This is a genomic window from Flavobacterium terrisoli, from assembly GCF_030167905.1.
Taxonomy (GTDB): Bacteria; Bacteroidota; Bacteroidia; order Flavobacteriales; family Flavobacteriaceae; genus Flavobacterium; species Flavobacterium terrisoli.
Genome location: NZ_JARGNA010000003.1, coordinates 150,657 through 176,706 on the forward strand (window position 1 = coordinate 150,657; position 26,050 = coordinate 176,706).

At 39.9% G+C, this 26,050-nt stretch carries 15 protein-coding genes; 11 read left to right on the forward strand and 4 right to left on the reverse strand.

Going from position 1 to position 26,050, the window contains the following annotated elements:
- Positions 1-44: 44 nt before the first annotated feature.
- Together yidC and proC are read left to right on the forward strand one after the other, a co-directional pair.
- Entirely contained in the window at positions 45-1,934 is a 1,890-nt protein-coding gene (gene yidC, locus P1K33_RS04835; protein WP_284651756.1) for a membrane protein insertase YidC, read from the forward strand.
- Between the two features lie 72 nt (positions 1,935-2,006).
- On the forward strand, positions 2,007-2,807 hold the full coding sequence (gene proC, locus P1K33_RS04840) for a pyrroline-5-carboxylate reductase (protein ID WP_284651757.1): 801 nt from the start codon (positions 2,007-2,009) through the stop codon (positions 2,805-2,807).
- A 50-nt stretch (positions 2,808-2,857) separates the two neighbouring features.
- Here the strand turns inward: proC and P1K33_RS04845 are convergent, their stop codons facing one another.
- Complete coding sequence (locus tag P1K33_RS04845; protein WP_284651758.1) at positions 2,858-3,802, reverse strand: fasciclin domain-containing protein; 945 nt, start codon at positions 3,800-3,802, stop codon at positions 2,858-2,860.
- A 309-nt stretch (positions 3,803-4,111) separates the two neighbouring features.
- On the opposite strand from P1K33_RS04845, the gene P1K33_RS04850 reads away from it, so the two are divergent.
- The 8 genes from P1K33_RS04850 to pafA all read left to right on the forward strand — a co-directional run bounded on the left by P1K33_RS04850 (position 4,112) and on the right by pafA (position 22,276).
- On the forward strand, positions 4,112-4,891 hold the full coding sequence (locus P1K33_RS04850; RefSeq protein WP_284651759.1) for a toxin-antitoxin system YwqK family antitoxin: 780 nt from the start codon (positions 4,112-4,114) through the stop codon (positions 4,889-4,891).
- Positions 4,892-4,987: 96 nt separating this feature from the next.
- Entirely contained in the window at positions 4,988-6,175 is a 1,188-nt protein-coding gene (mnmA, locus tag P1K33_RS04855) for a tRNA 2-thiouridine(34) synthase MnmA (RefSeq protein WP_284651760.1), read from the forward strand.
- Between the two features lie 28 nt (positions 6,176-6,203).
- Positions 6,204-7,811, forward strand: coding sequence for a S8 family serine peptidase (locus P1K33_RS04860; RefSeq protein ID WP_284651762.1), 1,608 nt, complete (start codon positions 6,204-6,206; stop codon positions 7,809-7,811).
- 22 nt (positions 7,812-7,833) lie between these two features.
- The gene (locus tag P1K33_RS04865; RefSeq protein ID WP_284651763.1) at positions 7,834-8,778 is read left to right on the forward strand and encodes an NAD(P)H-dependent flavin oxidoreductase; all 945 of its coding nucleotides are present in this window, start codon (positions 7,834-7,836) and stop codon (positions 8,776-8,778) included.
- A 385-nt stretch (positions 8,779-9,163) separates the two neighbouring features.
- Entirely contained in the window at positions 9,164-17,674 is an 8,511-nt protein-coding gene (locus P1K33_RS04870; RefSeq protein ID WP_284651764.1) for a T9SS type B sorting domain-containing protein, read from the forward strand.
- Between the two features lie 5 nt (positions 17,675-17,679).
- Complete coding sequence (locus tag P1K33_RS04875; protein WP_284651765.1) at positions 17,680-18,645, forward strand: PorP/SprF family type IX secretion system membrane protein; 966 nt, start codon at positions 17,680-17,682, stop codon at positions 18,643-18,645.
- 10 nt (positions 18,646-18,655) lie between these two features.
- Entirely contained in the window at positions 18,656-20,536 is a 1,881-nt protein-coding gene (locus P1K33_RS04880; protein WP_284651766.1) for an OmpA family protein, read from the forward strand.
- Positions 20,537-20,662: 126 nt separating this feature from the next.
- Positions 20,663-22,276, forward strand: coding sequence for an alkaline phosphatase PafA (pafA, locus tag P1K33_RS04885; RefSeq protein WP_284651767.1), 1,614 nt, complete (start codon positions 20,663-20,665; stop codon positions 22,274-22,276).
- Here pafA and P1K33_RS04890 read toward each other — a convergent pair whose 3' ends face one another.
- The 3 genes from P1K33_RS04890 to P1K33_RS04900 all read right to left on the reverse strand — a co-directional run bounded on the left by P1K33_RS04890 (position 22,277) and on the right by P1K33_RS04900 (position 24,584).
- Positions 22,277-22,783, reverse strand: a complete 507-nt coding sequence (locus P1K33_RS04890; RefSeq protein WP_284651768.1) for a phosphoglycerate mutase family protein — start codon at positions 22,781-22,783, stop codon at positions 22,277-22,279.
- 101 nt (positions 22,784-22,884) lie between these two features.
- Positions 22,885-24,090 carry a diaminopimelate decarboxylase gene (lysA, locus tag P1K33_RS04895; RefSeq protein ID WP_284651769.1) on the reverse strand — a complete coding sequence of 402 codons (1,206 nt, stop codon included), beginning with the start codon at positions 24,088-24,090 and terminating at the stop codon, positions 22,885-22,887.
- Positions 24,091-24,176: 86 nt separating this feature from the next.
- A complete protein-coding gene (locus tag P1K33_RS04900) occupies positions 24,177-24,584 on the reverse strand; it encodes a hypothetical protein (protein ID WP_284651770.1) in 408 nt (135 codons plus the stop codon).
- Between the two features lie 175 nt (positions 24,585-24,759).
- Between P1K33_RS04900 and sucC the strand changes: the two genes are divergently transcribed.
- Complete coding sequence (gene sucC / locus P1K33_RS04905; protein ID WP_284651771.1) at positions 24,760-25,953, forward strand: ADP-forming succinate--CoA ligase subunit beta; 1,194 nt, start codon at positions 24,760-24,762, stop codon at positions 25,951-25,953.
- Positions 25,954-26,050 lie beyond the last annotated feature (97 nt).

Sequence of the window (26,050 nt, forward strand, 5' to 3'; positions counted from 1 at the left end):
TAACAATTAAATCCTTGTTGCTTCTTATGACAAATAATTAAAAAATGGAACAAAAGAAATTTGATTTTAACTCGATTATCGGTTTTGGTTTAATCTTCATCATTATCCTTTGGATGATGTACAGCAGTAAGCAAGATGAGGTAAAGGAACAAGCTAAAGCCAAGACAGAAAAAGCAGCAGAAACTAAGGCAAAAACAATTATAGCAGTTCCTCAGACTATTGCTGATACTACAGTTGCTGATTCGGTTAAAATTCAAAAACTACAAGGAACTTTAGGAAGTTTTGCTTACTCGGCAACTTTGCCTTCAGCCAAAGAAAATTTTACCACTTTAGAGAACGAAGTGATTAAGCTTAAAATCGCCAATAAAGGCGGTTATATCTCCGAAGCCATCTTAAAAGATTACAAGAAATTTGATAAGAATTCGAAGGAATTAGTAGAGTTGATAAAAAACAATAATGCTTATTTCAACTTGCAATTGCAAACCAAAGACAGCCGTGTGTTGAATACCAAAGATTTATTCTTTGAACCAACCTTAACGACCGTTGACGGCAATCAGGTGCTTTCGATGAAATTGAAATCGAGTGCCAATGCCTTTTTGGAATACAAATATGTGTTGAAACCAAAGGAATACATGCTTGATTTTGACATTCGTTCACAAGGATTGAATACCGCGTTGAATACTTCAAAACCGGTAGATTTCCAATGGGATATGAAGACTTACAGAAACGAAAAAAGCATTTCCTATGAGAATCGTTATGCAGAAGTGGTATTTGAATATGAAGACGGAAAAGACGATTATGTAGGCCAGGGAAAAGACAAGGAAGAGACTCCGGAGAAAGTGACTTACATCGCTTACAAGCAGCATTTCTTTACTTCAATTTTACTAACCAAAACACCTTTTGAGAAGGCAGCATTGAAATCACATGATTTGGTAGATGATGAAGATAAAGACACCACTTTTACCAAAGAATTCAAAACAACTTCAGCCTTGGCTTTTACCAATGGTGAGTTGGACTATAAAATGAATTGGTACTATGGTCCGTCAGATTATAAAATATTAAATAATTACGACAGAAACCTGGATGAGATTATTCCTTTAGGCTGGGGTATTTTCGGCTGGATTAACAAATTCATCTTTGTGCCGCTATTTGGTTTGTTGAGTTCGTTTATGGGATTGGGAATTGCGATTATCATCTTTACGATTTTAATTAAAATTGCCATGTCTCCTATTACGTTTAAATCATTCCTGTCGCAAGCCAAGATGAAAGTATTGCGTCCTGAGATTATGGAAATTGGAGAAAAATTCAAAAAAGACCCAATGAAAAAGCAACAGGAAACGATGAAACTGTACAACAAGGCAGGGGTGAATCCGATGGCGGGTTGTATTCCTGCATTGATTCAGATCCCGTTTATGTATGCCTCGTTCCAATTCTTCCCGTCAGCGATTGAATTGAGACAAAAAGGTTTCCTTTGGGCAGAAGATTTATCTTCTTTTGATGAAATTGTAAAATTGCCTTTCCGTATTCCGGTTTATGGTGATCACATCAGTTTATTCCCGATTTTGGCTTCGATTGCTATTTTCTTCTATATGAAAATGACTTCAGGTGACCAGGCCATGGCACAACCGCCACAAGACGGTATGCCTGACATGGGGAAAATCATGAAAATTATGATCTACCTGTCGCCGGTAATGATGTTGTTGTTCTTCAACAACTATGGTTCAGGTTTGAGTTTGTATAACTTTATTTCCAACTTGATTACCATCGGAATCATGTTGGTGATTAAAAAATACTTTATCGACAGCGATAAAATTCATGCTCAAATCCAGGAGAACAAAACCAAGCCAAAAAAAGAAGGTAAGTTCCAGAAAAAGATGCGTGAAATGATGGAGCAGGCTGAAGAGCAAAAAAAGCTTCAAAACAAAAAGAAATAATTTCTGAATTATAAATTTTAAAAACTCTGTTTAAAAATATACCTTTAAACAGAGTTTTTTAATTGTAAGCAAATGAAAGTACTAATTATCGGTTACGGAAACATGGGGAAAACCTATGCTAGCAGTTTTATCGGCTCAAGATTTATCAAGCCGGAAGACATTTTTGCTTTGGTCAGAAATGATCATTTTAATTCGGTTGAAACGGTGATTCCAAAACCCAATTTCTCGGTGAAGGCAACTTCCTCCATTGGCGATTTTGACATTGTGATTTTAGCCGTGAAACCACAGGATTTTTCTGTTTTGGCGCAAGCGATAAAACCCTTTTTGAAAGATTCACAAATCGTCTTTTCGGTCATGGCCGGAATTACTTTAGCGAGTATCGAAAAACAATTGTCCTGTTCCAAGATTGTCCGTTCGATGCCAAATATTCCAACACAAATCGGGATGGGAATGACCGTTTTTACAGCTTCCGCCAATGTCGACAGAAAGGAATTGTTCATCATCCAGAACCTAATTAATACCACCGGAAAATCGGTTTATGTGGAAAATGAAAAACTCATCGATGCCGCAACGGCCATTTCGGGCAGCGGACCGGCATACGTGTTTTACTTTATGCAGTCGATGATAAAGGCTGCCGTTGATTTGGGCTTTAACGAATCGGAAGCAGAATTATTAGTCAACCAAACATTTATGGGCTCGGTAGCGATACAGAACAGTTATTCGCTATCCAATCCCGAATGGATTGCCAAAGTAGCTTCCAAAGGCGGAACGACTGAAAGTGCGTTGCGTATTTTTGAAAAAGGGAGTTTGGAGAATACCATAGTTGAAGCGGTTAAAGCGGCCAATGACAGGGCGCTTGAATTAGGTTCATAAAAAAAAGCGCAGTACTAACTGCGCTTTTCTTTTTCATAGCAATTTATAGATTATAATGTTGGTAATAATACATTATTTATAACATGAATTACGCCATTTGAACCTTGAACATCTACTGCTACTATACCGGTTTGTCTATTTGCTTCATCAGTTATTGTTGTTCCGGAAATGGTGAATGTTCCTGTTTCTAATGTTGTAATTGGCGTTGTAGGAATTCCTGTTGAGAGTACATTGGCTCCTCCAACCACATGATAAGTTAACACAGAAGTTACCTGAGCCGAAGTCAAACTTGCCAACACTCCTGGGTTTTGTGATTCAAAAGTGGTGAATGCAGCATTGGATGGAGCGAATACCGTAAAAGGTGAACCGGCGGTTCCGCTCAGTGTTGGCACTAAACCAGCACCACTAACTAAGCTCACTAAAGTTGTAAAATTGGGATTGGCTACGGCATGATTTACCACCGTTGGTAGACCGATTACATTATCAACCACATGAATGACACCGTTTGAAGCTTCAATATCAGCTGTTACTACAGTTGCACCACCATTGGTTGCACCACCGTTTAATTTTACCGTTGAGCCTACTTCAATATACATACTCAATGTATTGGTTGTCGAAGCTGCACCTTTGGCTAAAGTTTTTACATAACCGGTAGCCAATTCGTTGCTGTAAAACGATCCGGAAACTACATGGTTTTTCAGAATTTCAGTAAGCAAAGGAAGTGGAACGGCATCGATGTTGGCAAACCCATTCGCATCCAGGAATGCTTCAAACTTGTCATTGGTAGGAGCAAATACGGTAAAATCTCCCGGACTGTCAAATGTGGATACTAGTCCAGCTCTGTCCAGTGCTTGAACCAAGATACTTAGATTCGCATTTGCAGATGCAATCTCTGCAATAGTTCTCGGTTGATTAGAATTGTTGTCGTCATCACTACAAGATAGCATGGTAATTGCTATACAAAGTAGAGACATTTTTTTGATTAGATTTTTCATAGTTTTTTGTTTTTGTTTAGACTAAATTATAAAATTTTGTTTAACAAAAACTAAAAAAGAATAAACAAAATGATAATTTATAAATACTTTAACAGTTTTGTTTAAGGAGTTTAAAAAGCATTAAAACAGCATTTTGATTTTGATATATGGGGTTTTTGATTAAAGCATTTTCAAGTTGACTTCAAAAAGTTAAACAGAAATGACTCTTGGTTTTAGAATATTTTAACAATCTGTGATATACTAAAAAAATATATTCTTCGTTTATATAATAACTTTAATTTCGCAATTCAAATTAAACACTCAGTTTTTATGAAATTCATTTTTCTTTTTTTATTACAAACTATAGTTCTTTTTGCCCAGGACATTAATAAATTAGACGAAAGCGGTAAGAAACACGGACTTTGGAAAGGCACTTATGAAGAGTCAAAACGGCCAAGATACGAAGGTACTTTTGAGCATGGAAAAGAAGTTGGCATGTTCAAATTTTTCGATGACACCAAAGTTGGAACCGTAATTGCGACCCGGGATTTCAGCGCAAAAGACAATTCCTGCTATACCATTTTCTACAATCAAAAGAACAATAAAGTCAGCGAAGGCAAAGTAGTCAACAAACAGTTTGAAGGCGAATGGAAATATTACCATGAAAACTCGCCGCAGATTATGACTTTGGAGAATTATGTCAACGGTAAACTCAATGGTGTTAGAAAGGTTTATTACCAAAGCGGAAAGATTGCCGAAGAGACAACTTATAAAAATGGCTTCAAAGAAGGAATCTATAAAAGTTATGCGGAGAATGATGTTGTCATGGAAGAGAGTAATTACAAAAACAACCAGCTTGATGGACCAGCCATTTATAAAGATGCCACGAATAATGTAACAGCACAGGGTTTATATAAAAATGGTAAAAAAGTAGGCATGTGGAAAGTCCTTGAAAAAGGAAAGATGAAAGATGTCAATATGAATTACCAAAACAAAAACTTCAAGAAACCGAGCATGCCAAAACAAACGGATGTCAAAGTGGAAGTAAAAGATGAAGAAAGAGCTAATCCAAGCCTTGATGACGACGTTAGAAAAAAACTGGGCAGGTAAATAAGTTTTGCTTACGGCAGTATTAATTTAACTGATATTGAAACATAGAATTTTATAGAATTTGGGGTAACTTTGCCCCAAATTTTTTTTTGCTATATGAAAAGAGTAGTAGTCGGGCTTTCCGGTGGTGTTGATTCAAGTGTTGCGGCGTATTTGTTAAAAGAACAAGGCTATGAAGTCATTGGGCTTTTTATGAAGAATTGGCACGATGATTCGGTTACCATTTCCAATGAATGTCCGTGGCTCGAAGACAGCAATGATGCATTGCTTGTTGCTGAAAAACTTGAAATTCCTTTCCAAACCGTCGATTTAAGCGAACAATACAAAGAAAAAATCGTAGACTATATGTTTAACGAATACGAACAAGGACGAACTCCAAATCCTGACGTATTGTGTAACCGCGAGATCAAGTTTGATGTTTTTATGAAAATCGCTTTAAGCCTCGGTGCCGATTATGTGGCAACCGGACATTATTGCCGCAAAGGAACCATTCAAAAAGACGGAAATGAAACCTATCAATTATTGGCTGGTGTAGATGGCAACAAAGACCAATCTTATTTCCTTTGTCAGTTATCTCAGGAACAATTGGCAAAATCCTTATTTCCGATTGGTGAATTGACCAAACCGGAAGTTCGTGAGATTGCAACCCAATTGGATTTGGTTACCGCCGAAAAGAAAGATTCGCAGGGATTGTGTTTTATCGGTAAAGTTCGTTTGCCTGAATTTTTGCAACAACAATTACAACCCAAAGAAGGTTTGATTTATGAAATCGCTGCCGATGATGCAATCTATCAACAGCAAGTTCCTGTTTTCAATTCATTGGAAGAACAATTGGCTTTTGAAGCACAAGGTATTTCTTATACTACCGAAAATGGAAAAATTGTGGGCAAACACCAAGGCGCACATTATTTTACCATTGGACAAAGAAAAGGATTGAACGTTGGCGGTACCAAAGAAGCGCTCTTTGTCATTGCGACTGATGTTAAAACCAACTCAATTTATACAGGTCAGGGCCAAAATCATCCCGGTTTATTCAAAAAGACATTGCGTGTGCAACCTTCAGAAATCCACTGGGTACGTGAAGATTTGGCTTTGCGGCATGGTGAAACGATGGAAGTCATGGCCAGAATCCGATACCGCCAACCTTTGCAAAAAGCTACTTTGTATCAATTCGAAAGTGGTTTATATGTTTCCTTTGCCGAACCTCAGTCAGCGATAACTGAAGGGCAATTTGTTGCTTGGAATATTGGCGATGAATTAGTTGGTTCAGGAGTAATTTCATAAATTAGCACTTTACAAAAAAGTAAAGGCTATGAACAAACTATTACTTATCACTTTTTTTCTGTTGGGTTTCTTTGGATATGCTCAGGAAGATGCCTGGGTTTATTTTAATGATAAACCGAATGCACAGGCTTTTTTTGACAATCCGTTGACTGAACTGAATCAAAGAGCATTGGACAGAAGAACAGCGCAGGGAATCACTTTGAATATAAGCGATGCACCACTTGAGCAAAGTTATATCAGTCAGATTGCGGCTGCAACAGGTATCGAAATCAAAGCACAATCTAAATGGCTTAATTGCCTTCACATTCGTGGTAGTATTTCTGATATAGAATCACTAACGAATTTGACATTTGTCAATCATATTCGTTATGCCGATCATACTTTGAACAATAAGATGCCTAGCCCAAGAACCATCAATCCTGTCAACAAGCAATTGGATGCTCAGGAATTATTTGCCTATGGCAATTCTTTGAATCAGGTTTCGATGCTCAATATGCACTTGCTACATCAACAGAACTATACCGGTACCGGTAAAATTATAGCGGTTTTGGACTCTGGTTTTTCAGCAGTCGACAGTACTATTCCGTTCAGCAGAATGTTTACTAATGGGTTATTTTTGGGCGGATATAATTATGTTGCCAACAATACCAATGTTTTTTCAACACACAATCACGGTACAATGTCATTGTCCTGCATGGTTGGTTTTGTAGATGGGCAATTGGTAGGAACAGCACCTAATGCACAATATTATTTATTTATTACGGAAGATATTTCACAAGAAAATCCGGTAGAAGAAAGTTACTGGGTCCAGGCAGCAGAAGAAGCAGATCGATTAGGTGTTGATGTGATTTCTACTTCATTGGGCTATTTTGGTTATGATAATCCAAATTACAGTTATGCTTATTCAGATATGACCGGAGATACTGCCTTTGCCTCTCAGGGTGCCAATATTGCTTTTACCAAAGGAATGATAGTGGTAGCCAGTGCCGGGAATTCCGGGAATTCCGGAGAACCGCATATAGGTGTTCCGGCAGAAGCAACTAATGTTTTGGCTGTTGGCGCCGTTCAGTTCAATGAAGATTATGCGTCTTTTAGTTCTATTGGTCCAAGTTATGACGGAAGAATTAAACCTGATGTCATGGCCAAAGGACAAAACACCACTTTGGCAAATACAGCCGGAAATGTTGTCACTGCCAGCGGTACTTCTTTTTCTTGTCCAGTGATGGCCGGATCGGTGACTAGTTTTTGGCAAGCCGTTCCTTGGGCGACCAACCAGCAAGTAGTGGATTTTGTAAAACAATCTGCGGATCGATTTGACAGTCCGACAGACCAATATGGTTATGGAATTCCTGATTTTCAATCGGCATTAAATATTGCTCAGCTTTCGATAAACGATAGCAGCATGGGCAGATTTTTGGTTTACCCAAATCCGGCTGCGGCAATTATTTCGGTTTCTTTTCCAAATGGATTTGAAGAGGCCCATTTTTCTCTTTATAATAATTTAGGCCAGATGGTTTTGGAAAAAGGAATTGTTTCCAACCAAGCCATTGCTTTGGAAAACTTGACTTCAGGAATGTACTTTTATAAAATCGAAAGCAACTCATTGGTGCAATCCGGAAAAATCATCAAAAATTAAATCTTACCTCTTTTCTGTTTAGATGAATAAAATCACCCAACTTTTTAAAATAAAATACCCAATTGTACAGGGCGGAATGATTTGGAATAGTGGTTATAAATTGGCCAGTGCGGTCAGCAATGCTGGCGGATTGGGCTTGATTGGCGCCGGTTCTATGTATCCCGATGTATTGCGGGAGCATATCCAAAAGTGCAAAGCCGCGACCGATAAGCCATTTGGAGTAAACGTTCCGATGTTATATCCCAATATTGAAGAAATCATCCAAATCATAATAGAGGAAGAAGTTAAGATTGTTTTCACTTCGGCCGGAAACCCAAAAACCTGGACAAATTATTTAAAGGAAAAGGGAATTACGGTTGTCCACGTAGTGAGCAGTTCTAAATTTGCGCTAAAAGCGCAGGAGGCTGGTGTTGATGCGGTTGTAGCCGAAGGTTTTGAGGCCGGAGGCCATAATGGAAGAGAAGAAACAACTACTTTCACTTTGATTCCGATGGTCAAAGAGCAAATATCCATTCCGTTGATTGCTGCGGGTGGAATTGCATCGGGTAGAGGAATGTTGGCCGCTATGGTTTTAGGAGCTGATGGAGTTCAGATGGGTTCGCGCTTTGCAGCTTCTTTTGAAAGTTCATCGCACGAAAATTTCAAGAATACTATTCTCAATGTTAAAGAAGGTGATACACAATTGACCTTAAAAGAATTGGCACCGGTTCGATTGATCAAAAATAAATTTTATAACGACGTCCAGGAGTTATATGCCAAATGCCCGACACCCGAAGAGTTGAAAACACTTTTGGGCAGAGCCAGAGCAAAACGAGGGATGTTTGAAGGTGATTTGGAAGAAGGCGAATTGGAAATCGGGCAGATTGCCGGATTGATTCACGAAATCAAATCGGTACAAGACATTATTGCAGAAGTTATTTCGGAATATCAATCGGTTAAAGGAGAATTCCAAAGTACTGTTTTTTAACCTCTTTAGTTTTACATTTTGTTGTTAACAGGCTTACATTTCGATGTAAACTTGTTAACAATTTTTATTTTTATAGCAATCGATGAAAATATTGATAACTATGATATTTGAGTTTTATATTTTTTAAAATATTGTATTTCAATAAATTGTGTTTTTTAACACTTGTTAAGAAGTTGTTAATAATGTTGATTATTTTGTTTATAACATTTTAATAAGCCAAATTTTACGGCTGAAATTATAAGTAATATAGTAGTGACAATTTTACTTTGCCTAATACTATAGATTCAAAATTGAATCAAATGTTCTTTGTGGTTGAAGTTTTATTGTCACAATATGAAAAGGAGTGATGTTTTACGGATTTAAATTGTATTAAATAGAACTGCTTATGAGAATAACTACTCTCGCCAAAAATTACTTTTTTTATTGTGTTTTGATACTGACACTATTTGGGCAGAATGGTTTTGTTTATTCTCAATGTCCAACTATTACCAATTCAAACCAGACTTTTTGTGATACCCAGTCGCCAACCGTTGCCAGTTTACAGGCAACAAATAATGGCGGTGGAATTAAATGGTTTGCAACCGCAACTTCAAATACCCAACTTAATAATTCAACAGTATTAGTCAACGGGGAAGATTATTTTGTGGATGACAATACGGGAAACTGTGGTCCGAGACAAAGTGTTACGGTTACCATATATTCAGCACCAACCGGTGCCAATTTCCAGGGTGTTTGTGTGACCAGTTTGAGTCAGGCTACGCCATCCAATCCCCAATTTGTTATCATTGGGAATAATTTGCAGTGGTATACCACGCCAACGGGCGGGACAGCGCTGTCACCTACGGCGATTTTAACAGACAATACTATTTATTATATAAGCCAGACCAATCCTAATACAGGTTGCCAGACTTCAAGGCTTTCTGTTTTTGTAAATGTTGGATTGGTTCCACCGCCAACAGGGAATCCGGTACAGGAATTTTGTAATATTCCGGGCAGTCCGCCAACAGTTGGAGACTTAGTTGCTTCGGGTAATAATAATTGGTACCTGACTTCCGCTTTTGGAATTCCGCTCGATCCTTCAACACCATTGGTAAATGGCCAGTTTTATTATGCGACAACAGTCGATCCTCCGTGTGAGAGTAGTGATAGACTAGAGGTTTTAGTCAATCTCTATGAACCGAATGATGCAGGGAACGATGGTAATAGGAGCATTTGTGTGAACGAAATAGCAACTACAGCGCCTTTTGATTTGTTTGCTCTTTTAGGAGGAACGCCTGATAATACAGGTGTTTGGACCGGACCAATAGCTACAACAAATGGATCGCAGGGAACTTTGAATGTTTCTACCATGACACTTGCTGGTAGTCCGTATGTGTTTACTTATACCGTTTCTTCTGCTTTATGTGCGCCAGATACATCAACGGTTACGATAACCATTTTGCCATTGCCCACAGCGAGTGTTGCGGTTAGTCCAACGATTTCCTGTTCAGGGAGTAGTGTTACGTTTACTTTTACTGGTACGCCAAATGCTACTGTGACCTATAATATTAATGGAGGTGCAAATCAAACTATTGTTTTAAATGGCTCTGGGACTGCTACATTAACCGGAAACTACACTGCTGACACAACAGTAAATATTGTGAGCATAGCGAGTTCAGGATCTCCGAGTTGTGTGAATCCACAAACGAGTAGTGTGACTGTGACGGTTTTACCATTGCCAACAGCAAGTGTAGCGGTGAGTCCAACACCAATATGTTCTGGAGGTAGCGCCACTTTTACTTTTACCGGTACGCCAAATTCAACGGTGACTTATAATATCAACGGAGGAGCCAATCAAACCATAGTTTTAAGTGCCGGAGGAACAGCTACCATAACGGGAACTTATACCGCTAATACTACTATTAACATTGTAAGTGTGGCGAGTGTTGGTCCGCCAATTTGTGTTAATACTCAAACCAGTAGTGTTACTTTAACCGTTTTACCATTGCCAACCGCAAGTGTTGCAGTGAGCCCAACAAGCATTTGTGCCAATAGCAGTGCAACATTTTCTTTTACAGGAACGCCAAATGCAACAGTTACCTATAATATTAATGGAGGTACAAACCAAACCATAGTTTTAAGCGCTGGTGGGACGGCTACCATAACAGGAACTTATGCTGCCAATACTACAATAAACATAATAAGTATAGCAAGTGCTGGTCCACCAATTTGTATTAACCCACAAACCAGCAGCGTTACTTTAACGGTTTTACCATTACCAACAGTCAGTGTTGCCGTAAGCCCAACGACAATTTGTTCGAACACTAGTGCTACGTTTACTTTTACAGGAACGCCAAATGCAACAGTTACTTATAATATCAATGGCGGAGCGAATCAAACCATAGTTTTAAACGCAGGAGGAACAGCAACAATAACTGGAACTTATACAGCCGATACGACCATTAACATTATAAGTGTAGCCAGTGCAGGGCCACCAAGTTGTGTAAATCCGCAAACCAGCAGTGTAACCTTAACGGTTTTACCATTACCGACAGTGAGTGTTGCGGTGAGCCCAACTCAAATATGTGCCAATAGCAGTGCTACTTTCACTTTTACGGGAACCCCAAATGCAACAGTGACTTATAACATCAATGGTGGAGCCAATCAAACCATAGTTTTAAATGCCGGAGGAACAGCAACCATAACCGGAACTTATTCGGCGACTACTACGATTAACATTATAAGTGTAGCCAGTGCCGGTCCGCCGAGTTGTGTTAACCCACAAACCAGTAGTGTAACTTTAACGGTCATCCCATTGCCAACAGTAAGTGTGGCAGTGAGTCCAACTCAAGTATGTGAAAATGGGAGTGCTACTTTTACCTTTACCGGGACGCCAAATGCGACGGTTACTTATAACATCAATGGTGGAACAAATCAAACCATAGTTTTAAGCGCTGGTGGAACGGCAACTATTACCGGAACTTATGCTGCCAATAACACAATAAACATCATAAGTGTGGCAAGCGTAGGTCCGCCGAGTTGTGTTAACCCACAAACGAGCAGCGTTACTTTAACCGTTTTACCATTGCCAACGGCTGCTGTAGCTGTCAGTCCAACAGCCATTTGTATCAATAGCAGTGCAACCTTTACTTTTACGGGAACGCCAAACGCTACGGTAACTTATAACATCAATGGTGGAGCCAATCAAGCCATAGTTTTAAACGCTGGTGGAACAGCAACCATTACCGGAACTTATACAGCCGATACTACGATAAACATTATAAGTGTAGCGAGTGCAGGTCCGCCGACTTGTGTTAACCCGCAAACGAGCAGTGTAACCTTAACGGTTTTACCATTGCCAACCGTAAGTGTTTCGGTGAGTCCAACTCAAATATGTGCCAATGAAAGTGCTACGTTCACTTTCACAGGAACGCCAAACGCTACGGTAACTTATAATATCAATGGAGGAACCAACCAAACTATTGTTTTAAATGGAACCGGTACAGCAACATTAACCGGAACTTATACCGCAGATACAACCATCAACATTGTAAGTGTAGCCAGTCCGGGTACTCCAAGTTGTGTGAATCCGCAAACGAGCAGTGTGACTTTAACGGTTTTACCATTGCCAACCGCAAGTGTTGCAGTGAGCCCAACAAGCATTTGTGCCAATAGCAATGCGACTTTTACCTTTACCGGTACGCCAAATGCAACGGTAACTTATAACATCAATGGAGGAACCAATCAAATCATAGTTTTAAACGCCGGAGGAACAGCAATCATTACCGGAACTTATTCAGCCGATACTACAATAAATATCATTAGTGTTGCGAGTGCAGGTCCACCAAGTTGTGTTAACCCCCAAACCAGCAGTATAACCTTAACGGTTTTACCACTGCCAACAGTGAGTGTTGCAGTGAGTCCAACTCAGATATGTGCCAATAGCACTGCTACTTTTACCTTTACCGGAACTCCAAATGCAACGGTGACTTATAACATCAATGGTGGGGCGAACCAAACCATTGTTTTAAACGGAGCCGGTACAGCAACAATTATTGGAACCTATACAGCCGATACCACCATAAATATAATTAGTGTAGCGAGCGCAGGGCCACCAAGTTGTGTAAATCCACAAACCAGCAGTGTAACCTTAACGGTTTTACCATTGCCAACAGTGAGTGTTGCAGTGAGTCCAACACAAATCTGTGCCAATAGTAGTGCTACTTTCACTTTTACGGGAACGCCAAATGCAACAGTTACTTATAATATCAATGGTGGAACCAACCAAACCATTATTTTGGATGGTGCTGGTACTGCGACATTAACGGGAACTTATTCAGCAGACACAACCATAAACATCATCAGTGTAGCGAGTGCAGGTCCACCAAGTTGTGTGAATCCACAAACCAGCAGTGTTACCTTAACGGTTTTACCATTGCCGACAGTAAGCGTTGCAGTGAGTCCGACAAGTATCTGTACAAACAGCAGTGCAACTTTTACTTTTACCGGCACACCAAATGCTACGGTGACTTATAACATCGACGGCGGAAGTGACCAAACAGTAGTTTTGAATGCAGGAGGAACGGCTACCATAACCGGTACTTATACTGCAGATACAACCATTAACATTATTAGTGTAGCTAGCGCAGGCCCACCGAGTTGTATTAACCCGCAAACTAGCAGCGTCACTTTAACCGTTCTACCATTACCAACAGTTGCTGTAGAAGTAAGTCCAACAACTATCTGTTCTAACGATAGTGCAACTTTCACTTTTACCGGCACACCAAATGCAACGGTAACCTATAACATCAACGGAGGAGCAAACCAAACCGTAGTATTAAATGGTTCAGGTACCGCTACCATAACCGGCACCTATTCCGCAGATACAACCATTAATATTATTAGTGTGGCAAGCGCTGGTGTTCCAAGTTGCGTTAACCCACAAACGAGCAGTGTAACTTTAACCGTTTTGCCATTACCTACGGTGAGTGTTGCGGTAAGTCCAACGACTTTGTGTTCGGGTGATTCGGCGACTTTCACTTTTACAGGAACTCCAAATGCAACAGTAACTTATAACATCAACGGAGGAACCAACCAAACCATTGTTTTAGATGGAGCAGGAACCGCTACTTTAACAGGAACTTATAACGCTGATACTACAGTAAATATCATCAGTGTTGCAAGTGCAGGTCCGCCGAGTTGTGTGAATCCACAAACGAGCAGCGTTACTTTAACCATACAACCATTACCGACTGTAAGTGTGGCTGTGAATCCGACAACATTGTGTTCAGGTGATTCAGCTACTTTCACTTTTACGGGAACGCCAAATGCAACAGTGACTTATAACCTCAATGGCGGAACAAATCAGACTGTTATTTTAGACGGAGCAGGAACCGCTACATTAACAGGAACATATACTGTTAGTACTACGGTAAATATCATCAGTGTTGCCAGTTCAGGGACGCCAAGTTGTGTGAATCCACAAACGAGTAGTACAACACTAACGGTAAGCGATCCTCCGGTTGCGGGTGTAAACGCGAGTACAACGATTTGTATTTTAAACCCTTCATTTGATTTATTTCCATTATTAGGTCCAACCGCACAACCAGGCGGAACTTGGTCGCCGGCATTAACCAGTGGAACAGGAGTGTTTGATCCGGCTGTTGATGCTGCGGGAATTTATACTTATACAATATTAGGAACAACACCTTGTCCGGCTTCATCAGCGACGGTTGAAGTAATCATTAATCCGGTTCCGGATGCAGGAAACGATGGAACGCTGGCCATATGTTCAAACCAAAATCCAGTAGATTTATTTGCCTCTTTATCAGGAACGCCACAACTTGGTGGAACTTGGTCACCGGCATTAGCCAGTGGAACAGGTATTTTTAATCCGGCTGTTGATGCATCAGGAGTTTACACTTATACGATAGCCGGTATCGCACCTTGTGTTGACGATACATCGACTGTAACCGTAACGGTAACTCAAGGACCGGAAGCGGGAACCAATAATTCAGTCACGCTTTGTGTGAATAGCCCGGCTCAGGATTTGGCCTTGTTATTGGGCCCGGATTCACAGCCTGGAGGGACATGGACACCAGCCATGGCGAGTGGAACAGGAGTATTTGATCCTGCAGTTGATGCTCCGGGAGATTACACTTATACATTAACAGGAACGCAACCTTGTGATAACGACTCAGCCATAATTTCGGTAACTGTGAATCCGGTTCCGGATGCAGGAGATGACAATTCAGTTACTTTGTGTTCGAATGATATTGCCCAGGATTTATTCTTATTATTAGGTCCAAATGCACAAGCAGGCGGAACCTGGTCACCAGTATTAGCTTCCGGAACAGGAGTATTTGACCCAGCGGTTGATTTGGCATCAACTTATACTTATACCGTTGGTGGTGGTTTATGTACTACCGATACGGCAGACGTTGTGGTTAGTGTTACTCAGGCGCCAAACTCTGGTGGAGTAGGACAAACCTTAAATGCCTGTGTGAGCTCAACTTCTGTTGATTTATTTGCGGGATTAGACGGAACGCAGGAAACAGGAACTTGGACAGATGATGATTCAACCGGTGCTTTGACAGGAAATACATTCAACCCATCAGCAATCGGTGTTGGAACCTATCATTTTACCTATACCGTTCTTGGAACCTTGCCTTGTGCCAATGCAACTTCTACAGTTACGGTCGTTGTGAGTCCACTACCGGTTGCAGGGGTTAATAATACACTGACTTTATGTTCAAGTGATGCGGCTCAGGATTTGTTTGGTTTATTAGGACCAACAGCAGAACCGGGCGGAACCTGGTTACCGGCATTGGCCAGTGGAACAGGTGTTTTCAATCCGGCTGTTGATGCGACAAATATTTATACTTATACAGTTACTTCTGCTGCTTGTCCTTCTGCGTCAGCAACAGTTGATGTTACGGTTATTCCGGCACCCAATTCAGGTGGAGTAGGCCAAACCTTAAATACTTGTATCAATATAACTTCACTCGATTTATTTACCGGATTAGACGGCACTCAAAATACTGGGGGTACTTGGAATGACGATGACGCTTCGGGAGCATTGACCGGAAATATATTTAATCCGTCTGCTGTCGCGCTCGGTACTTATCACTTTACTTATACCGTTCTTGGAACTTCGCCTTGTGCCAATTCAACATCAACGGTTACTGTAATTGTGAATCCATTACCGAATGCAGGAACATTCGTGCCAATCCAACCATTGTGTCCAAGTGTAGGTGTTTTAGATTTGGCTACTTTATTGACGGGTCAGAATACAGGAGGAGTTTGGACAGACAGTAATGCTCTGGTGGTAACTTCGCCACTCACCATTATTAGTTTTGGACCGGCAACCTATAGTTATACTTATACAGTTACAACGCCTTGTGGAACGGATACTGAAGTGGTGCAGTTTACTATCTTGGCAAGCCCCGTAATTTCAACAGTCAATATCAATATTTCACAGGCTTGTTTAGGAACTAATACCATTGTCAACCTAAACGGAATGGCTGATGGAACTTATACCTTGAGCTATGATTTGTCAGGAGCGAATACATTGCCAGATCAAACGGTAACGGTAACCATAGCTGCATCAAACGGAAACTTTACTATTCCAACAGCTTCATTGCCAAATATTGGAACAACGGTGATTACGTTTACCAATATCGTAAATACTGTAACCAACTGTTCAAACACGCCAGTCAATGTTTCGGCACAAATCGTTGTCAGACCTTTGGCTGATATCGACAGTCCGAATTTATCTGCTGCCAATGTGTGTTTCGGAACTGATGTCGTGGTTAATATTGTCAATGCCATCAATCTACCGGATGGTGTTTACCAATTCAATTATTCTATTCCGGGAGCGACGCCAACTACTGGTGTTACAGGAAATGTAACAGTTACCGGTGGAGTTGGACAATTTACGGTTCCGGCAGCTATATTTACTACTTCAGGAAATTATACCTTAACCGTTATCGGAATTGTGGCCTTAACTGGTTGTACCAATGCCGCTGAAACGGCAACGGTTAGTTTTACACTTATCTTATCTCCAAACATTGATAGTGCAACAATTTCAGCACAAGATACTTGTGCCAATTACAGTAGTGATGTGACTATTTCCGGAATCACTAATTTACCCGATGGAACTTATATCCTTACTTATCAGTTGTCAGGCGCGAATACGGCATCAGGGACATTATCAGTGACATTTACCAATGGAGGAGCAACTTTCACCATTCCGGGAACTGACTTGGTAAATAATGGCACTACATCTATTCAATTGGCTAACCTGACTTCTCCAACATTGTTGTGTGCTGTTGTTGGAGGAAACGCACTGATTGGTAATTTCACAGTTTCATCATTAGGTACACCACAAATCATCCAGGACGGAAATCTTTTCTGTGAAGATGACAATCCAACGATAGAAAGTTTAACCGCTAATTTGGTCGGATTCCCAACGGTAACCTGGTATAATGCACCAACGGGTGGAACGGCTTACGCCAATACCGATTTGTTGGTTAACGGTACAACTTATTATGCAGCCTTAACCGCAGCGAGTGGTTGTGAAGGTGCAGTCAGATTGGAAGTAACAGTAGACACAACGGTATGTGATGACATATTCATTCCGGATGGTTATTCGCCAAACAATGATGGTATCAATGACACTTTTGAAATCCCGAATCTGGCGTTATTGTATCCGAATTTCAAATTGGAAATCTACAACCGCTATGGAAGTTTAATCTATACCGGAAACAGAAATACTCCAAATTGGGATGGAACAACCACCGTAGGTGGATTGAATCTTGGAAACAACTTATTACCGGTAGGCGTTTATTTCTACATATTGAATTTCAACGACGGAGAAAGAGATGCCATTCAGGGCAGAGTATATCTAAACAGATAAGGAAGATGAGTACAAATAGGAAACATAGCATTTTAAAATACCTTTCAGTCCTACTTATTGTATTGGGCTCTTCTTCTATGGTGGCTCAGCAAGATCCTCAGTTTACCCACTATATGTACAATATGAGTGTTATCAATCCGGCTTATGCAACCGAGAACAAAGATGTCATTAATATGGGCGGTATTTATCGTGCCCAATGGGTTGGCATCGAAGGCGCACCAACAACCGGTTCCTTTTTTATCCACAAGCCCTTATCCAAAAAAGTAGAAGTAGGTCTTTCAGTAGTTCATGATGAAATTGGAGATGTGGTGCAGGAAAGTAATATTTTTGCCGATTTTGCCTATGTATTATCACTCTCTGAAAAAACAAGATTGTCTTTTGGAGTAAAAGCTGGAGTTACCCTTTTTAGTGCCAACTTCAACGGTTTTCAATATACTGATCCTGTCCTTGATCCGGCATTTCAGGATAACATCAACAAAACATTTCCTAATATCGGCGCCGGAACCTATTTGTTTGGCGACAACTATTACCTTGGGTTTTCCACACCGAATTTAATGACGTCAAGACATTTGGAAACCCACAATGGTTTGGTTGGAAGTGGCGTTGAATCGGTTCACTTTTTTATGACCGGTGGATATGTCTTTACCTTTAACGGCAATGATAATTTTAAATTAAAACCGGCATTCATGGCCAAAGGCGTGGAAGGCGCACCGGTTTCGATAGATGTAACGACAAACGTTTTAATCAACAACCGATTAGAATTAGGAGCCGGTTACCGCTGGGATGATTCTGTGAGCGGTTTGGTAGGTTTTTATGTGACACCAACACTAAGAATAGGTTATTCTTATGATTATACACTTTCGGATTTGAGAAAATACAACTCAGGTTCGCATGAAGTGTTTGTTTTGTTCGACCTCGATTTGGGTCGACTCTCAGGAAAAGGGTATGATAAATCACCAAGATTCTTTTAAAATGGATACGATGAAAAAAATCTTCTACATACTTTTTGTTTTTTGCAGTATCACAACTCTTTTTGCCCAGAAAAAAGTAAGTGTCAAACAAGCCCATTCCTTGTTTGACAGAAAATCCTATGTCAAAGCCGCGGCGGCTTATGAGCAATGCGAACAATCAAGAAAAGTATTGCAGAATTTGGGAGATTGTTACTATTACAATTTCCAAATGGATAATGCCGTTCGTGCCTATGGCCAGTTGTTTTTTACCTATAAGGATAGTGTGAAAAAAGAGGTTTATTTCCGTTATGCCAATGCCTTGAAAGGCACCAAAGATTTTGATAAAGGCGATAAAATCATGTCGGAATACTTAGGTTTTGACCAAAACACTCCTAAGTTCATGAAGAACGTTACCCGAAATACTCCGAATAGTTTCAAACTCGAAATGATGTCGAAAAACAAAACCAATGGTGATTTCGGAATTGCTTTCTTTGGTGAAAAAGTAACCTTCGCTTCATTAAGAAATGCCGAAGAGAAAGCCTATGGCTGGAACGACAGGCCTTATCTCGATTTGTTTATGGCTTCCGTAAATGACAAAGGACAATTGGTCAAAGTAGAACCATTTCCGGAAAGCATCAATACCAAAAAACACGAAAGCAACGCCACGTTCAGCACAGATGGTAAAACCATGTATTTCAATAGAACCGGTGACAAGCAAGTGGAAATCAACAACGAAAGAGTGGCTACGGTAAAAATTTATAAGGCAGAATATGTAGGTGATAAATGGACGAATGTCAAAATGTGCTCGTTCTCGAGTGATGAATATTCTGTGGAACATCCATTCCTGACTAAGGACGGAAAGAAATTATACTTTGCCAGTGATATGAAAGGAACGATCGGTTCGATGGATATTTTTGTGGTTGATATTTTACAGGATGGCACTTTTGGCCAACCGCGAAATTTAGGGGAAACCATTAATACGATTCACCGCGAACAGTTTCCTTTTCTAACCGAAGACGGAACGCTATACTTTGCTTCAGATGGCCATCAGGGCAATGGAAACCTGGATATTTTCATGAGTTATAAATTGAGTGAAACCGAATTTGACAAGCCGTTGAATTTAGGTTCAACCATCAACAGCGAAATGGACGACTTCAATTTCATTCTGGATGAAGAGAAGGACAAAGGTTATTTTGCATCCAACCGAACCGGTGATGACAATTTGTACACCTTTGTTCGTGAAGACAACAAGCTGCAATATTTGGTTGAAGGTGAAGTAAGAGATATGAAATCGACTGAACTTTTGCCGGGCGCAACGGTTAAGTTGTATAATGACAAAGGCGAATTGCTCGAGGAGATTTTAGTAGGGAAAGATGGAGATTTCACTTTCAATACGGAACCCAACAAGAAATACAAAATCATGGCTTTCAAAGATTTTTATATTCCGGCTGAAGCCGAATTTGATACGAGTGTAAAAGGAAAAGTCTATATCGATTTACAGATGAAAGTCGAGTCATACTATGACGCCGAAGATATCATCAACAAAAAAGAAGACGGAACGGTTTTAATCGAATTGGAAAACATCTATTTCGATTTGGACAAATGGAATATCAAGCCTCAAGCGGCACAAGTGCTAAACGTGTTGGTTGGCCTTTTGAAAAAATACCCATACATGGAAATTCAGATTGGTTCGCACACCGATACACGTGCTTCCGAAATGTATAACCTGAGATTATCAAACAGAAGAGCGGCTTCTGCTTTAGAATATTTGGTACAAAACGGCATCGATAGAAAACGACTCAAATCGGTTGGTTATGGCGAAAGCAAGCCATTGATTATTTGTCCGAAAAACGATTGTACCGATTCCGAACATGCCACCAATCGTAGATGTACGTTTATGATCTTGAAATAAGTTAGTTGTTGTAAGTTGTTATAAATTGGATTTTTGAACGAAATGCATACTTTAACCGGTATGCATTTGTTTTTTATACCGCTATTCATTTCGAATCTGTATTTTTGTAATACTTAAATAAATGTCATGAAGAAGTTTTTCGCCATCTTATCATTAATCATAGTTTCCAATCTTTCAGCCCAACAAAGACCAAAATTGGTAGTCGGAATTGTGGTAGACCAAATGAAAATGGAATACCTGTATCGTTTTCAAAGTGATTTTTCCGAAAACGGCTTCAAGCGAATGATGAGCGAAGGCTTTACTTTTCATAACATGCATTACAATTATTTGCCAACCTATACTGCGCCCGGACATGCTTCCATTTACACCGGAACAACGCCTGCTGTGCACGGCATTGTAAGTAACGAATGGTTCAGCCGAACTTTAGGCAAAGATGTTTATTGCACCGATGATGCTTCGGTGAAAACCATTGGCGACGGAACCAAAGACGAAGGTGAAATGTCACCAAAGAATCTGCAGGCCACAACCATTACCGATGAATTGAGATTGTCCACCAATTTCAAGGGAAAAGTGATTGGCATCAGCATGAAAGACCGCGGTTCAATACTTCCGGCAGGCCATTTTGCCAATTGGGCTTTTTGGTACAGCAAAACCGGGAGTTTTATTTCGAGTACTTTCTATGGTGAGCAATTACCGAATTGGGTAACCGAATTCAACGCCAAAAAAGGTTTCGAAAAATACCTTAATCAAACTTGGAATTTGCTAAAACCGGTGGCTACTTATGATGAAAGCATGGTTGATGACAATCCGTATGAAGGGAAATTATACAAAGCAGACAAACCGATTTTCCCTTATGACCTGAAGTCGATGTATGAGAAAAATGACGCCGGAGTTTTGCGCGCGACACCTTTTGGAAATGATTATGTGGAAGAATTTGCCAAATTGGCGATTGAAAAAGAAGCTTTGGGACAAGACAATATCACCGATTTCCTTGCGGTAAGTTTTTCGTCAACAGATTATGTAGGACACATACTCGGACCGCGTTCCATCGAATTGCAGGATACGTATTTGCGTTTGGATTTGACGATTGCAGACTTCCTTAGTTATTTGGATAAAACGGTCGGAAAAGGCAATTATTTGGTTTTCCTGACCGCCGATCATGCCGGAGCGGAAAATGCCAGATTCTTAAGAGACAATAAATATGATATTACTAATATTGAAGGCAAAGAAATCAGAACGACTTTGAAGAAATTCTCTACCGATACTTTTGGTGAAGACTTAGTCTTGAACTTTGGAGGTTTTAATTTATTTCTGAATAAGGAAATCATCAAAGCAAAAGGTTTGGAATTGCCAAAAGTAAAACAGGCTTTCAAAGACTTTCTGATGACGCAGCATTTTGTCAAAAGAGTCTACACCGAAGAAGAAATTTTAAGCAATTCAGGAGCTGATTATCATTTGAATTGTATTGCCAAAGGATATGATGTAACCCAAAACGGCGATTTGATTATCCTTGGCAAACCGGGTTATATCGAATACGGACCAACGGGAACATCGCACGGAACGACCTATACTTATGACACGCATGTACCTTGTCTTTTCTTTGGCTGGAAAATCAAAAAAGGAGAAAGCCACGATAAAAAGGAAATTACTGAAATCGCTCCGACTTTGGCACAAAAGCTAAAAATCACGATGCCAAACGGTACAGAAAGCGAAGTCCTGACGGAAGTTTTGGATAAATAATTAAGGCGTACTTTTTCCGTATTTCATGGTCGTTACTTCAGCGGGCTTTCCTTCTTTAAGGATTACGACAAATATATTGTCAAATTGGTTCTCGTTGATGGTAACGTTATAAGCATTTTTGGTAAGCACTTTAAGAATCTCAGGAACCGTATTAGAATGCCCAACAATAACCACGGTTTGTCCATGGTGCGCTGCAATCAGTTCATTGACCAATTCGGCATAAGGTTTGTTGGCCGGATATTCCGTAATGGCAATCTTTTTTTCTGAGGCAAGCGGTGTTACGGTTTGTTTGGTTCGGTTATACGGAGTGGAATAAATCGCATTGACATAAACAGATTGCAATGTTTCTCGTAGCGCATCGGCTCTTATCAGACCTTCTGTACTAAGATTGGTGTCTTTTGTTGTATCTGCTTTTTCGGCATGACGCAAAACGATGAATGTTGTTGTGGTTTGGGAAAAGGAAGTTAAGGAAAACAATAAAATCATAACGGCAGCAATTTTTTTCATAACGGTTATCCTTTAGGTGTTGTTCAAAGATAAATCTTTTTATGAAATACTGCAGCGAAATAATTGTCCATAAAAAAATCCCGATGCATCGGGATTTTGTTTTATAGTTCAACCAAAATTTGGTTCTGTAATAAATCTTCAAAAGTTTCTCTTTCTCTGATCAAATGACCTTTGCCGTTTTTCCATAAAACTTCGGCCGGTTTGAAACGTGAGTTATAATTGGAAGCCATCGAGAAACAATACGCGCCGGCATTTCTAAAGCACAACGTATCGCCTTCATGAATTTCCGTGATTCTGCGATTACTAGCAAAAGTATCGGTTTCACAGATATAACCAACCACGGTATAGAAACGCTCTTTTCCTTTTGGATTAGAGATGTTTTCAATGGTGTGCTGCGAACCGTAAAACATCGGACGAATCAAGTGATTAAATCCGGTGTCAATACCGGCAAAAACCGTTGAAGTCGTTTGCTTGATTACGTTTACTTTGGCCAGGAAATAACCGGCTTCGCTCACTAGAAATTTTCCCGGTTCAAACGCCAAAGTCAATTCGCGACCGTATTCCTTTTCAAAAGCCAAAAAGCGTTTGGTTAATTTTTTACCCAATTCTTCGATGTTGGTTTCGATATCACCTTTTTTATAAGGTACTTTAAATCCTGAACCAAAATCAAGGAAGTCTAAGTCTTTAAATTGTTTTGCGGCATCAAATAAAATCTCGGCAGCATACAAGAATACTTCAATGTCCAAAATATCAGAACCTGTATGCATATGGATTCCATTGATGTTCATTTTGGTGTTTTCCACGATGCGCAAAATGTGCGGAATCTGATAAATAGAAATCCCAAATTTACTATCGATGTGACCTACGGATATATTCTCGTTTCCACCAGCCATTACGTGCGGATTGATACGGATACAAACCGGAACTTTCGGATGTTTGGTTCCAAAATGCTCCAATACGGAAAGATTGTCAATATTGATTTGAACACCTAATGCCGCAACTTCTTCTATCTCTTCAAAAGAAACGCCGTTAGGAGTAAAGATGATTTTGTCTGGTGTAAAACCGGCATGCAAACCCAATTGCACTTCCTGAATGGAAACGGTGTCAAGACCTGAACCCAGGTTCTTCAGTAGCTTCAGAATAGAGATGTTTGACAAGGCCTTCATCGCATAGTTGATGCGAAGCTTCTCCACCTTGGCAAAAGCATTGGTTAAACGATTGTACTGAAATTCAATTTTTTCAGCATCATACACATAAAGTGGATTCCCGTATTCGCGGGCCAATTGTTCTAATTCTGTCGGTTGCATAATTGTTATTTAATTTTCATGCAAAGCTAACGCCCAAGTGGCGCAATTCCAAAGAAAAAAATAACAGAATTCGTGCTTTTTGAAAGCTATTCTACAAATTGTAGCCTAAAACCATCAGCAATTGATTGGTCGATAACAAATTCATTGTCAGAGGTTGAGAAACAACCCATTTCAATTCCGTCTATTTTTAAGATTTCTCCACAAGGATAATCAGGATTATCGACAATCTGGTAGTTGTAAACCCCGGTTTCAAAAACATCCCATTTATCCGGGTCGGTATTATTGTTTAATATGCTTACGGTTTGCGTGATTGGATTGAAATCCCAAGTGATTAATCCTGGTTCAAAATCGTTGTCAATTCCGGCAAAAGTACCGCTAACATTTACAAGCTTCCACTGTCCCTGCGGATTGTTTGCATTTGAATTGGAATCATTGCTGCAGCCTGAAAGCAGAATGATTGTCAACAGGCTAAAAAAAGTGATTAGTTTCTTCATGATTTTTTGATTTAAAACAAAGATACGACAGCTTAAAAAGGGTTGCGTAACAGTTGATAAAAAAATGCAAACTAAATTGGGTTACATTTCTTTTTCGTTTGATTCTAATTAATTACTTTTGTGGCACATTTTGCTGAATTCAGTTCGGCATCTCAACACAAATAAAAACTTCAATATGAATATTCACGAATATCAAGGTAAAGAAATTTTAGCCAGTTATGGCGTTCGCATTCAACGTGGCATTGTGGCTAATAATCCGGTAGAAGCGGTAGCAGCTGCAAAACAACTAACGGCTGAAACAGGAACGGGTTGGCATGTTATCAAAGCACAAATTCACGCTGGTGGAAGAGGAAAAGGCGGCGGAGTGAAGTTGGCCAAAAACCTGCAGCAAGTAGAAGAAATTGCGGAACAAATCATCGGGATGCAATTGATTACACCTCAAACGCCACCGGAAGGAAAGAAAGTACACAAAGTTTTAATCGCTGAAGATGTTTATTATCCGGGAGAAAGTGAAACTTCTGAATTTTATATGTCAGTTTTGTTGAACAGAGCCAAAGGAAGAAACATGATTATGTATTCTACTGAAGGCGGAATGGATATTGAAGAAGTTGCTGAACACACACCACATTTAATCTTTACTGAGGAAATTGATCCTGCGGTTGGATTGCAAGGTTTCCAAGCCCGTAGAATTGCTTTCAATTTGGGTCTTTCAGGAAATGCTTTCAAGGAAATGGTGAAATTCGTTGAAGCTTTATATAATGCTTATATTGGTTCAGACGCTTCTATGTTTGAAATCAATCCGGTATTAAAAACTTCTGATAACAAAATCATGGCGGTTGACGCCAAAGTAAATATAGATGACAACGCTTTGTTCAGACAACCTAAATATGCTGACATGCGCGACATCCGTGAAGAGAATCCAATTGAGGTTGAAGCCAAAGAAGTTGGGTTAAACTATGTTGACCTTGACGGAACGGTTGGTTGCATGGTAAACGGAGCCGGATTGGCGATGGCTACTATGGACTTGATTAAATATGCAGGTTTTGAGCCGGCAAATTTCCTTGACGTAGGTGGAACAGCGGATGCAAAACGTGTTGAAACGGCTTTCCGCATCATCTTAAAAGATCCAAACGTAAAAGCAATTTTGATCAATATTTTTGGTGGTATCGTTCGTTGTGACCGTGTGGCACAAGGAGTTGTTGATGCTTACAAAAACATGGGTGACGCTATTAAAGTGCCAATCATTGTGCGTTTGCAGGGAACTAATGCTGAGATTGCCAAAGAATTAATCGATAATTCAGGAATGCCGATTTTATCTGCGGTGCAATTCCAGGAAGCTGCTGACCAGGTGAAAGCTGCTTTATCTTAAGAAAGAAGTACGATTTACAAAATACAAAGTAAAAATCCTGAGCATAGCTCGGGATTTTTTATTATTTTTCGGCTTTATTTTTATCACCAAGTTAATC

Excerpts from the sequence above, each read along its gene's own strand:
- P1K33_RS04880 (WP_284651766.1), top strand. The coding sequence starts at position 18,656 with ATGAAAAAAATCTTCTACATACTTTTTGTTTTTTGCAGTATCACAACT.
- pafA (WP_284651767.1), top strand. The coding sequence starts at position 20,663 with ATGAAGAAGTTTTTCGCCATCTTATCATTAATCATAGTTTCCAATCTT.
- sucC (WP_284651771.1), top strand. The coding sequence starts at position 24,760 with ATGAATATTCACGAATATCAAGGTAAAGAAATTTTAGCCAGTTATGGC.
- P1K33_RS04850 (WP_284651759.1), top strand. The coding sequence starts at position 4,112 with ATGAAATTCATTTTTCTTTTTTTATTACAAACTATAGTTCTTTTTGCC.
- P1K33_RS04870 (WP_284651764.1), top strand. The coding sequence starts at position 9,164 with ATGAGAATAACTACTCTCGCCAAAAATTACTTTTTTTATTGTGTTTTG.
- lysA (WP_284651769.1), bottom strand. The coding sequence starts at position 24,090 with ATGCAACCGACAGAATTAGAACAATTGGCCCGCGAATACGGGAATCCA.
- mnmA (WP_284651760.1), top strand. The coding sequence starts at position 4,988 with ATGAAAAGAGTAGTAGTCGGGCTTTCCGGTGGTGTTGATTCAAGTGTT.
- P1K33_RS04860 (WP_284651762.1), top strand. The coding sequence starts at position 6,204 with ATGAACAAACTATTACTTATCACTTTTTTTCTGTTGGGTTTCTTTGGA.
- P1K33_RS04900 (WP_284651770.1), bottom strand. The coding sequence starts at position 24,584 with ATGAAGAAACTAATCACTTTTTTTAGCCTGTTGACAATCATTCTGCTT.
- P1K33_RS04890 (WP_284651768.1), bottom strand. The coding sequence starts at position 22,783 with ATGAAAAAAATTGCTGCCGTTATGATTTTATTGTTTTCCTTAACTTCC.
- P1K33_RS04865 (WP_284651763.1), top strand. The coding sequence starts at position 7,834 with ATGAATAAAATCACCCAACTTTTTAAAATAAAATACCCAATTGTACAG.
- yidC (WP_284651756.1), top strand. The coding sequence starts at position 45 with ATGGAACAAAAGAAATTTGATTTTAACTCGATTATCGGTTTTGGTTTA.
- proC (WP_284651757.1), top strand. The coding sequence starts at position 2,007 with ATGAAAGTACTAATTATCGGTTACGGAAACATGGGGAAAACCTATGCT.
- P1K33_RS04845 (WP_284651758.1), bottom strand. The coding sequence starts at position 3,802 with ATGAAAAATCTAATCAAAAAAATGTCTCTACTTTGTATAGCAATTACC.
- P1K33_RS04875 (WP_284651765.1), top strand. The coding sequence starts at position 17,680 with ATGAGTACAAATAGGAAACATAGCATTTTAAAATACCTTTCAGTCCTA.